Below are 14731 nucleotides of genomic sequence, written 5' to 3' on the forward strand. Positions count from 1 at the left end.
AATCTTAAAATTTAGCGTTCAATCCCAGGGTTAGAGTTCTTGCACGAGGATATGCTGAATAATCAAATCCCGGAGTAAGAGCACTGTTGCGCACAGAAACCTCAGGGTCGTATCCAGAATAATTTGTCCAGGTATACAGATTTTGTGCAGTAAGAGTAAGCCCAAGGCTGTTTACTTTAATTGCTTTACTAAGTCTTTGAGGCAATGTATAACCCAGAGCTACGGTTTTTAATCTAAGAAAAGAGCCGTCTTCTATAACTCTTGTTGAATAAGCTTTCATTGTAGATCCCTTTACAGCTGGGATATCCGAATCAGGATTTTCTGGCGACCAACGGTTGGCATAAGTTGCATATTGGTTAGTATTGTATTTATACCCGGATTCTAACATCAGACGATTGGCATTTAACACATCATTTCCGTAAGACCATTGGAAGAATACGTTTAAGCTGAAACCCTTATAGCTGAAATTATTAGTGAATCCTCCGGTATGTTTTGGATAAGGCTGACCGATAATAACCTTATCTTTTTCATCAATAACAAGGTCACCATTAATATCCCGGTATTTGATATCTCCAGGCTGAACCGCTGTTCTTGCCTCACCATTGGCCGTAATATCGTTCTTCAATGTATACGTATTTCCCGTTTTAACGAAATCTTCATACTTGTAAGTGCCATCCCAGATATAACCGTAGAATTGAGATATGGGTTGGTCAAGCATTGCTACGTATGGAAAAATATTCACCCAGTCATCCCCCCAGTATTGGGATGTGAGCATATAGTTTTGATTCTCAGTGAGGCCTAAAACTTTATTACGATTGAAGGAAATATTGAACTGCGAATTCCAGTTAAAGTTCTTATTCTTAACAGGATTTGCCGAAAGCGTTAACTCTAAACCCTCATTTCTTACTTTTCCAATATTCTTAGTTGCCTTACTATATCCAATAGATGCAGGCAAATCTGCATTTAGAAGAAGGTCGGAGGTGTTCTTTCTATAAATATCGGCAGTTAAGGAGATCCGGTCCTGTAAAAACCCCAGGTCAAGCCCTATATCTGTCTGGGTTGTGGTTTCCCACTTCAGATCGCTATTACCAAGACTTGCAGGTACACTTCCATAAGTAACGGTATTGTTGAACATATAGCCACTGGTGGTGGTTAAAGCTAGTAGCGGGAATGCTGCATAGTTTCCCACACCGTTGTTTCCTGTGCGTCCCCACGAAGTTCTAAGCTTGCCATTGGAAAAAACAGGGCTATTCTTTAAAAATTTCTCTCTCCCAAAAACCCAGGCAAAGGAACCCGATGGGAAATAACCCCAGCGGTTATTTGGGAAGCGGGATGAACCATCTACACGATAACTTGCCGTGAAGAGATACTTGGAATCAATATTATAGTTTAACCTTGCAAAGCCTGATGCCAGATAATTCTCGGAGGCAGCAGAAGCGATATTATTAAAGGTACCTTCATCTAGTCCATTAAGTCCCAGTCCTTCATTTGGTAAAAGAACAGAGGTACCGCCAAAAGTGGAATTCTTGTTACCCTCAAATGAAAAGCCTCCGACAGCTGTTAAAAGATCTTTTTTGTTGATACGCTTATTATAGGTTAGAGTATTGGTGTTTTGCCATGAATTGCTATTTAAAAAAGTCCTTGAACCGTTTACTTTAAAATTTGTCTGTGGATTACCAAACCTTGACATAGAGCCATTAAATACATCATACCTCCGGACGCCGTTGCTATATCCTCCCATTACTTTGAACTTCAACTCCTTACTTAAAGTAAATTCGGCGTAGCCATTCGTATTAAAGCTGTTGCTGTAGTTTTCTCTCAACTCGTTTTGAGTAGTGAGTACAGGATTAAACCGAAAGTCATTTGTAGTAGCAACCTCTGGATCTACGGGCATTTCAAGTAATTGATCAATCGTTACATTTCCGTTTGTTGTGATCGGACGATAGGCCCAAACGTTAAACAGCAGGTTAATTTCATTATTATAAGATCCCGTAGAAGAAGGAGAACCATAATTTTTGAGGTAGGAATAATTTGCATTAAACCCCACTTTAAGGATTTTGGAGACCTCCTGGTCTAGCGCGGCCCTGCCCTGGGTCCTGTTAAAACCGGAATTAAGAATTATACCATCCTGTGAAAGTGTAGAGAGGGAGGCAGAATATTTAGTTTTTTCATTTCCGCCAGTTAAAGAAAGATAGTAGTTCTGCATGGCTGCATCCTTCTTTGTCACCTGATCCTCCCAATTTATACCCTTTACATTGCGATACTTTTCCAGGTTCAACACGTACTGATTAGTACCGGGATCCAATTCACCATAGAAAAGGCGTGTATTAACAGGATCCATTTCATTCTGCATTTTAACAAATTCGAAGGGACTTAATACTTCCATTCGCTTCTTGTTATTCTGAATGCCATAATAGCTATCAAAAGTAATAACAGGCCTTCCTGCTTTACCTCTTTTGGTAGTAACCATCACCACGCCATTAGCACCCCTTGCACCCCAAATCGCCGTAGCTGAAGCATCTTTCAGAATATCGATTGATTCGATATCATTTAAATCAATCGTATTTAATGGATTAACTGCCGAATTTGCAACGTCCTCCATCGGAAAACCATCAATTACAAATAAAGGGTAGTTATTTTGTGTAATAGAATTATAGCCGCGCACTACAATATCCACTGGTGCCCCTGGTTGGCCTTCGCTCGAAGTAACCCGGACACCGGCCACCCTTCCTGCCAAAGCTTCGTCTAATGATTTAACCGGGCTTTTTTGCATATCCTCAATAGGAACACTTCCAACAGAACCTGTAAGATCTGCACGGCGGGCGGTACCGAAACCCACAACCACCACTTCATTTAACTTAGATGCACTTTCGGCCAGAGAGACATTCGCAACGGCTTTATCACCTACGGCTATTTCTTTTGTAGTAAAACCGATATAAGAAAAAACCACTACAGGATTAGCCGAACTTAGGTTTAATCTATATCTACCATAAACATCTGTACTGACCCCTCTGGCCTCTCCCTTCACCTTAACCGAAACACCAATTAAAGCTTCCCCTTTGGAGTCAGTAACAGTCCCTGTAACGATCCTTGCCTGAGCCCAGGCCCCGTTGTACTGACAAAGCATGAGAACAACTGCCAGGAGAACGTGCAACAGCTGATCTTTTTTTGTAATTAGTTTTCGCATAACATACGATTAAGATTAATGAGTACTTTTTATTGGATTATTGAAAAAGGATTCCTTTTTCAAATGCGCGCATAACAAACATAGAAAAAGAAATGAACTTTTTAAAAAAAATTAAAAAGATTTGGTCACCAAAGGCTTATTTTCTTGATCTTTTTTACAATAAAGCCGAAAATACCAGGCAACTCTCTATTAAAAACACCGAATTTTTAAATATTAATAAAAATATGAGCATCTAAACGGCACATTATTAAATAAACAGCTCCATAAGTACCAAAATCAACAAGACAAGTGTAGCCCGTCCTGCTTAAATCAAAACAACTTCGACATTAACAGCACCGTCATGGCCATTAATTGACTAAAAAACAATAAAAATGCGGGTTCTCGCGGTCTATAATTCAATGCAATTTAATAAAATATCTTTAATATAAACAATATGTTTTTTAAATATTTTAAAAAGTATAAGATTTATACAAGCGGAACAGCAGAAAAATAGGATTTATACTTATTATTGTATTAGAACTTGCTTGACACGGATGACCTTTTTTGAGGAATTAAACAACGACAATATTACGGGGGTAGCTTATAAGAATATTAATATTAAGAAAGCCCTTCTTGCTTATTTTGCGAATTCCGGAAACTCTACGATTGCCGATCTCTGCAAGGAACTGGCTCTTAGTGCTCCCAAAGTGAACAATCTACTTAACGAGTTAATTGCCGACGGATTAGTTAAAGATTATGGAAAGGTAGATTCTACCGGAGGAAGAAGACCGAACCTGTATGGATTATTACCAGAATCAGCTTTTTTTATAGGGGTTGATGTAAAGCAAAGTCACATCAATATCGGCATTTCTGACCTTCAGAAGAACATGGTAAAGCTGGTGGAACACCTCCCGTACCGCCTAAGCAACAACCAGGAATCCCTCGACGAATTATGTAAGCTTATTTCTACTTTTATAGAAGAGTTTAATGCTCCAAAAGACAAGATATTAGGTATAGGTATTAATCTCTCCGGACGAATCAATTATGCCACAGGATATAGCTATAGTTTTTTCCATTTTCACGAAGAACCTTTATCAAAAATTATAGAATCACAGCTTGGAATAAAAGTATTTCTTGAAAACGATTCAAGAGCAATGGCTTATGGAGAATTTTCCTCAGGAGTGGTTAAAGACGAAAAAAACGTATTATTCCTTAACCTGGATTATGGTTTGGGAATGGGTATCATGCTTAATAGTCAGCTTTATTATGGCAAGTCGGGTTTTGCTGGTGAATTTGGACATATGCCTCTGTTTAAAAATGAAATTATTTGCCACTGCGGAAAAAAGGGATGCCTGGAGACGGAAGCATCAGGATGGGCTCTAAAAAGAATGTTTAAAGACAAGATTACGACAGGCTCGTCAAGCATTTTAGATCTGAAGGCTGAGAATATTGAGCTAGAGGATATTTTAGAAGCAGCCCAAAATGATGACACACTTGCTATTGAACTGATAGCACAAGTGGGAGAAAACCTGGGCCGTGGGATTGCACTACTGATCAACATCTTCAATCCGGAACTTGTAATCTTAGGGGGAAGCCTCGCAGAAACAGGTGAATTTATACGGCTCCCCATAAAAAGTGCTATTAACAAGTACTCCCTTAGTCTTGTAAATGCAGACACGCAGCTCAAAATTTCCACCTTAAAAGAGAAAGCTGGGGTAACAGGTGCATGCCTCCTGGTCAGGAACAGACTATTATCGCTTAGTTAGACCGGTAACCGCAAGGCGATTGAAGAATTCAAAATGAGCCAAAATAGAGTGCGACCAATATGAGCCGGTATGAGCTCCGGGCTGGGCAAGATAAGTAGCCTTTATTTTAAGCTCATCACACTTTTCGCGAAACTTACGACTGGTGATGTAGAGATAATCCTCTGTACCCGAATCAAAGATTATCTGTTTACCCAGTCCGGCAATTTTCGGCAAGAGATTCACCACCGAGCAACTGTCAAAAGCCTTATTATCATCTGAATACTGACCCAATATTGCAGCAAGGGTCGTTTTCTTAAAACCTGAGTATCTAAGGTTTAAAACCCCGGAGGTACTACCTGCACTCATAAAAATCTGAGGGTGGCGCAAAAACAGCCACATAGCACCGTGACCACCCATACTTGCACCGGTAATAAATTGCCTTTGCGGATCTATTAAGTAACGCTTCTGAATATAAGGTAAGAACTCCGCTATGAAAAAAGACTCGTATTGCAGACTATCTTTATTTAGCGAATTCATATACCAGCTTTTCTTCAAGCCATCAGGACAAACAATAATGAAACTATACTTATTGCTCAAGGCCTGAAGATCTACAAGCTTGCTCCAGGACTTATAGTTAGCCGAATGACCATGCAGTAGATAGACAACGGGATATGACCTATCTTTTTTGTAATTCTCTGGTTTGTATACCAGGATCGAATCCTGAGTTCGAAGATACTTTGAGTCCAGCACGAGCTTATCCTGCGCAAATATCGATATCGGAAAACACAGGAATAATAATAAAAACAGCGGTTTCATTTTCCCTGAAAAAAGGTTAATATTTTCTTAACAACGCCAACAATAACATTAATTATTTCAAATCCACGGGAATAAAGATCAAAGGTGTTGGCAAGCAAGAGGCTCCCGGGGGAGAATACGTCAGGTTGATGGTTTGCTCTTCACCATTAGGCGCAGGAGGAAATACCTGAATTACTATTGCCTCTGGAGCTCCACGAGTGGTGAGCTTATCGGAAGGCAGCTTTACAATCCCCTTCTCAAACTTACCCTTATCCACCAGCATAGTCATGGCCATTCCATTACACCATTTATTATCAGCCGAACGCGAGTTCCAGCTTACCAAAGCCAAACCTTTGCCATCAGAACTTTTCCACTTCATATTAATATTATACATTACTCCGTAATTTCCAGCAAGCTTTGCCTGTTGGCCACGACTACTTTCCTTGCCTAAAACCCATGGATCTATTTTACCGTCAGCCAACATGATCTGAGCTACACCATTTTTTGTGTCGACCACTCCATCCGTTATTATGTCATAATTACTAACACCAAATACTCCACGCCCTGCTCCGCTATGCCCTTTTGGAGGAAGAATATTCTTAATCCGCTTTAGCGCCTCAGAACCTTTCTCTTTGGGAGAGGTTTGAATAATACTTATCTCTGCCGGCTGATCAATCACGAACTCATAAAAGCCGTGGACCAATTCATCATACTTTACTACATTCTTCTCCAGCTGCTCGTCAACAGGGATGGCTTCTCCCGGCTTTATTGTCCTTACCCTTTCTTCTCCATTTGAAGCGAAATAATCTGCAAGACCCTGTTTACCGATTTGAAAATAATTTGAACTTGGCTTCTGCGAAGAGTACTTGAGCATTCGCATGTTGAGTTTTGAAGATCCCAGATTTTTTATTACCGCAGTAATCTTCCTTTCAATTTTTTGAGGATCTTTTACTCCGTTTACGTTATATACATATAAACGCACAGCACCTGGCTGAACTTTTTCCTGCAATGATATCCCTTCAGGCTCCCTTATATACTCAGGATCATCGGATATTATATATTGAGGACCAGGCAAAACAACTTTTTGATAATTTATCAGAGGAAACTTTTCAGTAAGAAAACCATCAAGAGATATAATGCTTCCCTGCTTAGCATTCATGATTTTCTGGTTCTGTTCTGCGGTGATCGTCTGCGAATAACCAAAAGCAGATACCAGTAAAGAAAAAGCAAGAACAGACCCTTTAGCAAGCGTTGAAATTGAAGTAGAGATCATAATGAATGTGTGTTTGTATACCAGCTTGATGGTAAATATAAGAATAAAATTAACAAGACATATATACTTTTTAAATATTTTTAAAAAGAAAAAGAGGACTACTCTTTCAGATATTTTATGCCGGCATTTTTCCAATGCAGATAGAACCAGGAAAGCCTATCCCGAAATCCTTCATATGTTTTGTTTTCTTTCTGTGTCCATCCAACTTCTGCATAAGCTGCAAGTTTGGGAAACACCCTGCCATGCAGATCATTCACCAGGGGGATCCATTCGCTCCACATATGACAGGCAGAACCTAGAAACTTCTGCCTCTCTTCCAAAGGCAATCCTTGGGGGACGGGTTCAAAGCCATAAGCATCCTTCAGCTTAACTTTTTCAATGTCCATATAAGTTTTATAGTTGATGGAATTCACTATTTCATATCCGTTTTGGGCGGCCTTCTTCATCAGCTTTACATCCCCTTTCCAAAAATCGATAATAGTATTTGGAGCGAGATTACCACTGACTTTTAAATCGCCATTTGCTATCTCGTCGTGGATCTTATCCCCGAGGATCTCATTCCAGCCCATCATTCTTCTTCCCTTTGATTCGAGATAACGCGAAACCGTATTCATATACCAAAGTTGCAGGTCGGCAGAAGAAGATAATCCCTTTTCCTTAATAAACGCTTGCACCTCATCCGACTGGTCCCAGTGTTTGTATAGCACTTCATCACCGCCTACATGGATCACCTGTGAAGGAAATAGTTGAATAACCTCATCCAACACATCCTCTACGAAGCCTCTTACACGTGGATCGGAGACTTTCAGCACATTTGGTTGGTTGGCAAACGAAAAAGGTACGGTGATTGGAACCGAAGCGCTTCCCAACCAGGGATATGCAGCTATTGCGGCGCTGGTATGTCCTGGTATATCAATTTCGGGGATTACAGTAATATGCCTTTCCGCGGCATACCGGATAATCTCTGCTACATCCTTCTGACTATAGAAACCACTATGAGGTTTTCCGTCATAGAAACCTCTGATGCCATTTACTTTGATCTCAGAGGAATCTCTCTTACCTCCAACTTTGGTAAGTAGAGGATACTTTTTGATTTCTAATCGCCAGCCTGTATTATCGGTTAAGTGCCAATGAAAAATGTTCATTTTCAAAAGCGCCATCTCGTCTAATAACTGCTTGACTACCTGCTTCCCTTTAAAATACCTTGCCTCGTCAAACATGAACTCTCGCCATGCAAAGCGAGGGTGATCAACAATAGAAAGGTAGGGAATTGTAATTCTTCCCTGTGGTTCTAGCCTTATGATCTGCTTTAATGTTTGAATGCCATAAAAAACTCCTGCAGCACCTCCTCCTTTGATAGTAACCCCTTTTGAGTCTACCGTTATACTATATCCCTCCTTATTTCTTCTGGCTATTATAGGATCAATTGAAAGACGAACAGGAAATTTCCTACTGTACTTGTTCTTTTTTAATGAATTAAAGCAGGTTTTAACTAGTTGCCGCTCCCTTACTAAACTCCCTGAAGCATGAACCTCTGGCCGGAAATTAAGTGTAAGATCCCCGTTTAAAGAAACGACCTTAACTGGTGCAGGAATAAGCCCGGGGGCTTGGGCATACGAATTCCAAATAGAAAAAATTAGAAAACCAAGTAGTGTACTTTTAAAAACCATTGCCGAGAGTTGATCATTATACGATTTCAATAAAAGTAACAATAGTTTTTAAAAATTATTAAAAACTATTGTTACTAATACAACTACAACTCTTCCGCGAATAAAGTATTATGGTCTATTTTTCTTAAGTGCCATGTCATTATCGTCAAGGTCCTGTCCAAAATCAGGCATCCCGTCTTTTGTCCATCTTAACACTCTTGCACGGGTATGCCGGTTAGGATCGTAAAGCGACTCACCCTTTATCTCTTTATAGTCTCGGGCGTGATAGATCATGATGTCTGTCTTACCATCTTCTGATACTGTAAAACTATTGTGTCCGGGACCAAAGCGTTTAAATTTCTCGTTAGTAAAGAATACAGGCTCTGGTAGTTTGTGCCAGGATTTCGGATCAAGAAGATCAGCGGATTCATCTGCCCACAGAAGTCCAAGGCAGTAATTAGCGTCAGTAGCACTTGCAGAAAAGGTCATGAACACTTTTCCATTCCGGACAATGACAGCAGGCCCTTCATTCACACGGTACTTTTTCGTCTCCCATGCATATTCAGGTTCTGATATTACCACCTGCTTATCATCCAGGGTGGTAGGACTTGTCATTTTGGCTATATATAAACCAGTGTTACTTACTGTGGTTGAGGCCCTGTCGACCCATACCATGTATCTCTGACCTTTGTGCACGAAGGTGGTTTCATCCAGAGTGAATTCATTCCTTTTACTTACTATCTGCCCTTCTTCCTTCCACTCGCCTTTGAGAGGATCTTTTGAGGAATTAGACAAAGCGTATTTCCTGATCTCCCACTTATTTTCTGCAGAACCAGCAGCAAAATATATGTACCATTTCCCTTCAATAAAATGAAGCTCGGGTGCCCAAATGTGGTTACCCATTATGCCCTTATCATGCTTACGCCATACAACTACGGCCGGCGCATTCTTGATACCGTTAATGGTCTTTGATGCTCTCAATTCTATCCTGTCATATTCGGGAACAGTGGCTATGAAGTAATATATCCCTTCTGATTTAGTAACAAAAGGATCTGCACGCTGCAGGGCTATCGGGTTGTCAAACTGGTTCTTCTTCAGTTTTTGCCCCTTCGCCGTCAATAAATTTAGCGCAAAGATTACTATAAAAGTGACTCCTAAAAATTTAAACATAGCTATTTCTTTAAAGCTTGGTTAGTAGAAACGATGTTACGAATATAAGACTAAGTTTTTTACTGATGCTTATTGCATCGCATGTTGCAGAAGCTGATTGATGTGAGAATAATTAGACTCTGATGAAATTAGGTGCAGCTTTGAAAAAAGCGATCCTCCTGGGAGGAGGATAGCTTTTTATATAACCAATTTAGAGAAGGACAAGTTTTATACCTATTGCTTTTGCCCGATAAAACTAAGACGTGCATACAGTTCCGCGATACAGGCCTCGTCCAATAGCCATTTTGGCTTCCTGAGTTCCTCCTTGGCAGGTAGCCAACTGTGGGTAATAAAGCCGTACTTATCCTTTGAGTTATCCCAGGCATAGTTCAAGTCTTTCTCAATCGCTTTGATGTATTTATCGTTACCATCTATTCTGTACAGCGCCTCATATCCCCTAAAAAGGACCGTTACAAACCAGGGAAGGTCAATGTGAAGATTAAGGGTTTGATTTTTATTGACAGCTGAATAATATCTAGTAATTAGGTGTATCACCACCTCCGGAAGGAAAGTTTTCAGCAAATAAATTATGAGCAGGCACCCTGTAATGGTGCCATACTTTTCTATACATCTCTTCTGCCCGCCTTAGATATTCCTGTCTTCTGATTTTAGCTGGCTGCGCAAAAACAGGCGCAGAAAGCAAGTTCAGAGAAAGGAGGATTGCTGAAATTTTCATAATGGATAATCAGATAACGCTATCAGCTATTGAGTTGATGGAGGTGATAAGAGGCCCCAACTGGTATTTGGCTGAGCCCCCATGACAAGCTCCAATTTGCCACCCTTCATTAATTCATCTCTAAAAAGCCAGCAAGACTCTAAGGACTTACCATTAAATCGTGCTGACTGTACATAAACATTCTCAGCTGAATTATTCTGCGTTTCAATAACCAGATTTCTGCCATTTCCCAGTTTTACAGTAGTACGTTTGAAGATGGGACTTCCGATCTGAATACTCGGCCTTAGATCAGAAAACCCTTTTACATCGAATAAGCCTAATGCAGATAAAACATACCAGGAGCCCAACTGTCCCTGATCCTCATCCTGTCCATAACCATATCCATGAATACTTTCTGTGCCATAGAACTCATCATTTATGGCTCGTGTGAATTTCTGAGTTAACCAAGGTTTGTTTGAGAAATTGAACAGCCAGCTGATATGTAAGTTAGGTTGGTTCCCATGATTATAAAGTGAATTAACTCCGGCAAACGCATCAATTGTTTTTCCGCCACCAAAACCGTTCTTTTGAGCATTGTTGAAAATACTCTCTAAACGGTTATTAAACTCCTCTTTACCTACTGCATCAATCAAGGCCCGGGGATTTTGAGGAACAAAGAACGTATATTGAATCGCATTTCCCTCCTGAAAACCTCTCCAAGCCTGGTTCGGGTCAAAGTTGGATATAAAGTTTCCTTTTAGATCCTTTGGGTGAATAACCTTGGATTGCGGGTTAAATAAATTCCTCCATCCGTCAGAGTATTTGATAAGCTTCTGATAATCTCCTTCCTTACCCATTGCCTTTGCCATCTGAGCAGCAGCAAAAGCGCTATAAGAATACTCCATAGTATGAGAAGCAGAAAAAGTTGAACCCGTAGAATCTGTAATAAATTGATTGTCGGTTCCTCCAATAAAGGGACTATAAGCCCGCTCAACAAAGGCTTTCACATCCATTTTCCCTGCACCTGCTTTCCTGTTCATCCAGCCCATTTCATTCTCATAAACTGCCTTATAAGCAAGATCTGTATCGTAGTTCCTAATTCCGGCATTATAAGCAGCAGCAATTGCAAGTCCGACCATATTTGTGCCTACCCCTGAAGCAAAACTGCTATTAGCGATACCATCACCAAACCAACCTCTTTCTTTATACACTTGAAGTTGAGTATGTACAAAATTACTGTAATGCTGAGGATAAGAAAGCGCCCACAACTGAGTTAAATTCCAGTACCCACCCCAAATAGCATCGGTATTTAAAAAATCAAAGCTAAATTTACCTTTACTATCCTTAGGAAGCTGTCCTATTGTACCATCGTGCCTCGGAAAAGATCCATTAACGTCACTTGCAACCCCACGGCCAAGCAAAGCATGAAATAAACCAGTATAAAACTTAGTCTTGTTTGCGGTGCTCTCATCCTCTACATAGAGTTTACTAAGCTCATTTTGCCAGGTATATTGTGCTAATTTTTTCGCTTTATCAAAAGTTAAATTTTCAGCTTCTTCATACATGTTCAACTTAGCATTCTCAATAGAAGTGTAGGATAATCCTACCTTAAGCTCTATTGATTCCTTATCCTGGGTTTGATACTCCAAATATAAGCCTGCACCTTTTCCAAAGGCAGAATTGGAACCTTGCTGAATGCCTGCAGCAGTAAATGCCCCAACTTTTGCCGGCTTTTTGCTGATTTGCCCGTAGATATACATGGATACCCTACCTTCCGGATCGTACTGAACAAAGTATTTTGGATATGTTTTTACAAATCCCTCGAAATGCACATCATCGATCATTCGGATAGAAGCATCACTTACCGGTCCGCTTTCTCCCTGTACGTTCCCAATGTCCAGTATTATACGGGATTGCTGATTTTGCGAAAAGGTATAGCGATGAAACCCAACATGTTTTGTAGCAGTTAATTCAGCCAAAATGTTGTAATCGTCAAGCTTCACCCTGTAGTAACCCGGTTCTGCAAGTTCATTTTTACGGTCAAAGTTGGAACGGTAACCAGACCCTGGTTTGTTCAGATCTCCAGGTCTAACTTTTAATTCACCTGCTGTTGGCATAAAACTTACTCCACCTACCTGCCACTCGTGGAAATGGACAAATCCCTCAATAGAATTGTGCCTGGTATCATAACCTACAGCTTCCCAACCCTGGTTATTTCCATAACTTCCGTTAGTAGATGGGGCCAGTTTTGCCATTCCATACGGGGTTGCGGCAGGTGTATAAAAAAACCATCTGCTATGAGCTGTACCAATATTAGGATTTACGTACTTAAGAACGCTTTCACGTTTTACACCGCAAGAGGCTAAACTTATAGCAGTCAGAAGCATGGCTGCCTTAATATGTTTTTTTATTTTCATTTGAACTATTTAGTTGTGCTGTATTTCGAATATAAAGCCTGAACTCTTTGCATCCAGGCCTGGTCGACCCCTTCAATTTCTGCAGAGCGATCAGAGCCATCCATCCTGGCAAAAAAATGATAAGCCTTTGTTGTCGGATTCCTGTTTGAAACATTTAAACCGTCAATATTTTGCCTGGCATATTCAAGCCAGGTTTTATTATTGTCAGCTTCATACAGACGTATCATTGCTTGTGAGCCCCATGCACACCAGGCCGGATTTACCCTGTTATCCGTAGTATTAAAAATATACTTTTTACGTGAAGCATTCCATAATACCGTATTCATTGCTGCACCCAAGGCCTGAGCCCTACTAAGGTACGTTGGATCATTCATGACCTGGTAAATTTTTGTATTTCATATAATTGGTTTAATTAGTTCTATTTATTGAGACGCTCGTTATAGGATTGGTTCCAGTAATTTTCAATGTATTCAAGCGATTTCCCCTTGGTTTCGGGAATTAGCTTCCAGGTGAGCCATAGAGCGGGGGAGCAGCACAGGGCGAAGAGCCAAAAGGTCCAGGATGCACCTACACCTTCAAGCATTACTGGAGTTAACTGTCCAACAATGAAGTTGCCGATCCATAAGGACAGGGTTGCAAGAGCCATTGATTTACCACGAATGGCGTTCGGGAATATTTCTCCGATCACCACCCAGCATACCGGGCCAAAAGAAAAGGCAAAACATGCAATAAAAGCAAGAATGAAAATCAATATCCACGGGCCAGATATAATATTTAAGGCGAATAGTCCTCCTATTAGAATTAAAGAGAGTACGGCTCCTGCTATCCCAACATATAGAAGCGGCCTGCGGCCCCACTTATCTACAGTAAATATTGCAACGAAGGTGAATACAACATTCACCAGACCGATTGTTACCTGTCCGCCCAGAGCACTATTCAATGTAAATCCTGCTTCTTCAAGAATTCTTGGACCATAGTAAATAACTGCATTGATACCACAAATTTGGGATAGAAATGGCAACAGAAGACCGATCCAGAGCGCCTTTCTATAAACCGGTTTGAATAATTCACTTAAAGATTCATTTCTATCTTCATCTTGAGATAAATCAAACTCAAGAACCTCTGCTTCGGCAATTTGCTTTCCATTAACTCTGATTAAGATGTCAGCGGCTTCCTGCCTTTGTCCCTTCAACAACAGCCACCTGGGAGATTCTGGCACCAGGAAGATACAGAGAAGAAACACAGCAGCCGGGACAGCCCCTAGTCCAAGCATTGCCCGCCACACTTCAGTTGAGAAAATTCTGTTAAATGCAGCATTTGGAAGATTTGAAGAGGCATGTTCGACAAGGTATGCGTTTGAAAAATAAGCGATCACTATACCAATGGTTAAGGCAAGCTGGTATAATGTAACCCTCATACCTCTGTACTTTGGTGGAGCAAATTCTGAAATATAAAGTGGAGAAACCATAGAAGCGACTCCTATGCCTACCCCTCCTACCAACCGGAAGATGATAAGCGTACTGAAAGAGCCAGTAAGCATACAGCCAATAGAAGAGGCCAGAAACAGGATTGCTGAAATTAAAAGGACAGGTTTCCTGCCATACTTGTCGCTAAGTCTTCCAGATAACATTACCCCTGCAATACAACCCAGCAATGCGCAACTAACAAACCAACCCTCGCTTACCGCATTCAGGTTAAAGTCGTTTTTTACAAGAGTTACAGTACCCGAAATAACAGCTGTATCAAAGCCAAACAGAAAACCTCCAAGCGCAGCTACCGCACATATGAGATATAGGTAGGCATTACTTTTCTTTTCCATAAC

At 40.6% G+C, this 14731-nt stretch carries 11 protein-coding genes; 1 reads left to right on the plus strand and 10 read right to left on the minus strand.

The window, feature by feature from the left end; translation table 11 throughout:
- Positions 1–4: 4 nt before the first annotated feature.
- Positions 5–3187, minus strand: coding sequence for a SusC/RagA family TonB-linked outer membrane protein (locus J4N24_RS19300; RefSeq protein ID WP_207535366.1), 3183 nt, complete (start codon positions 3185–3187; stop codon positions 5–7).
- A 533-nt stretch (positions 3188–3720) separates the two neighbouring features.
- Here J4N24_RS19300 and J4N24_RS19305 point away from each other — a divergent pair.
- Positions 3721–4932, plus strand: coding sequence for an ROK family transcriptional regulator (locus J4N24_RS19305; protein WP_207535367.1), 1212 nt, complete (start codon positions 3721–3723; stop codon positions 4930–4932).
- Here J4N24_RS19305 and J4N24_RS19310 read toward each other — a convergent pair.
- From J4N24_RS19310 to J4N24_RS19350, 9 genes are all read right to left on the minus strand, one after another.
- Positions 4918–5727: an alpha/beta hydrolase gene (locus J4N24_RS19310; protein ID WP_207535368.1), complete on the minus strand. Its 810-nt coding sequence runs from the start codon at positions 5725–5727 to the stop codon at positions 4918–4920. The two genes, J4N24_RS19305 and J4N24_RS19310, sit on opposite strands and share 15 nt — an antisense overlap.
- 52 nt (positions 5728–5779) lie before the next feature.
- Positions 5780–6979, minus strand: coding sequence for a copper amine oxidase (locus J4N24_RS19315; protein WP_207535369.1), 1200 nt, complete (start codon positions 6977–6979; stop codon positions 5780–5782).
- A gap of 98 nt (positions 6980–7077) precedes the next feature.
- A complete protein-coding gene (locus tag J4N24_RS19320; protein ID WP_207535370.1) occupies positions 7078–8679 on the minus strand; it encodes a beta-N-acetylhexosaminidase in 1602 nt (533 codons plus the stop codon).
- Between the two features lie 78 nt (positions 8680–8757).
- Positions 8758–9798, minus strand: a complete 1041-nt coding sequence (locus tag J4N24_RS19325; RefSeq protein WP_207535371.1) for a glycoside hydrolase family 43 protein — start codon at positions 9796–9798, stop codon at positions 8758–8760.
- A 213-nt stretch (positions 9799–10011) separates the two neighbouring features.
- Positions 10012–10332, minus strand: a complete 321-nt coding sequence (locus J4N24_RS19330; RefSeq protein WP_207535372.1) for a hypothetical protein — start codon at positions 10330–10332, stop codon at positions 10012–10014.
- A complete protein-coding gene (locus tag J4N24_RS19335) occupies positions 10313–10513 on the minus strand; it encodes a hypothetical protein (RefSeq protein ID WP_207535373.1) in 201 nt (66 codons plus the stop codon). The genes J4N24_RS19330 and J4N24_RS19335 overlap by 20 nt, the downstream gene beginning before the upstream one ends.
- A gap of 26 nt (positions 10514–10539) precedes the next feature.
- Positions 10540–12909, minus strand: coding sequence for a GH92 family glycosyl hydrolase (locus J4N24_RS19340; RefSeq protein ID WP_242691737.1), 2370 nt, complete (start codon positions 12907–12909; stop codon positions 10540–10542).
- Positions 12910–12914: 5 nt separating this feature from the next.
- Positions 12915–13283, minus strand: a complete 369-nt coding sequence (locus J4N24_RS19345; protein WP_207535374.1) for a hypothetical protein — start codon at positions 13281–13283, stop codon at positions 12915–12917.
- 44 nt (positions 13284–13327) lie between these two features.
- The gene (locus J4N24_RS19350; RefSeq protein WP_207535375.1) at positions 13328–14728 is read right to left on the minus strand and encodes a sugar porter family MFS transporter; all 1401 of its coding nucleotides are present in this window, start codon (positions 14726–14728) and stop codon (positions 13328–13330) included.
- Positions 14729–14731: the final 3 nt, after the last annotated feature.

Origin of the sequence: Desertivirga arenae, from assembly GCF_017355785.1 — a bacterium.
GTDB classification, from domain to species: Bacteria; Bacteroidota; Bacteroidia; order Sphingobacteriales; family Sphingobacteriaceae; genus Desertivirga; species Desertivirga arenae.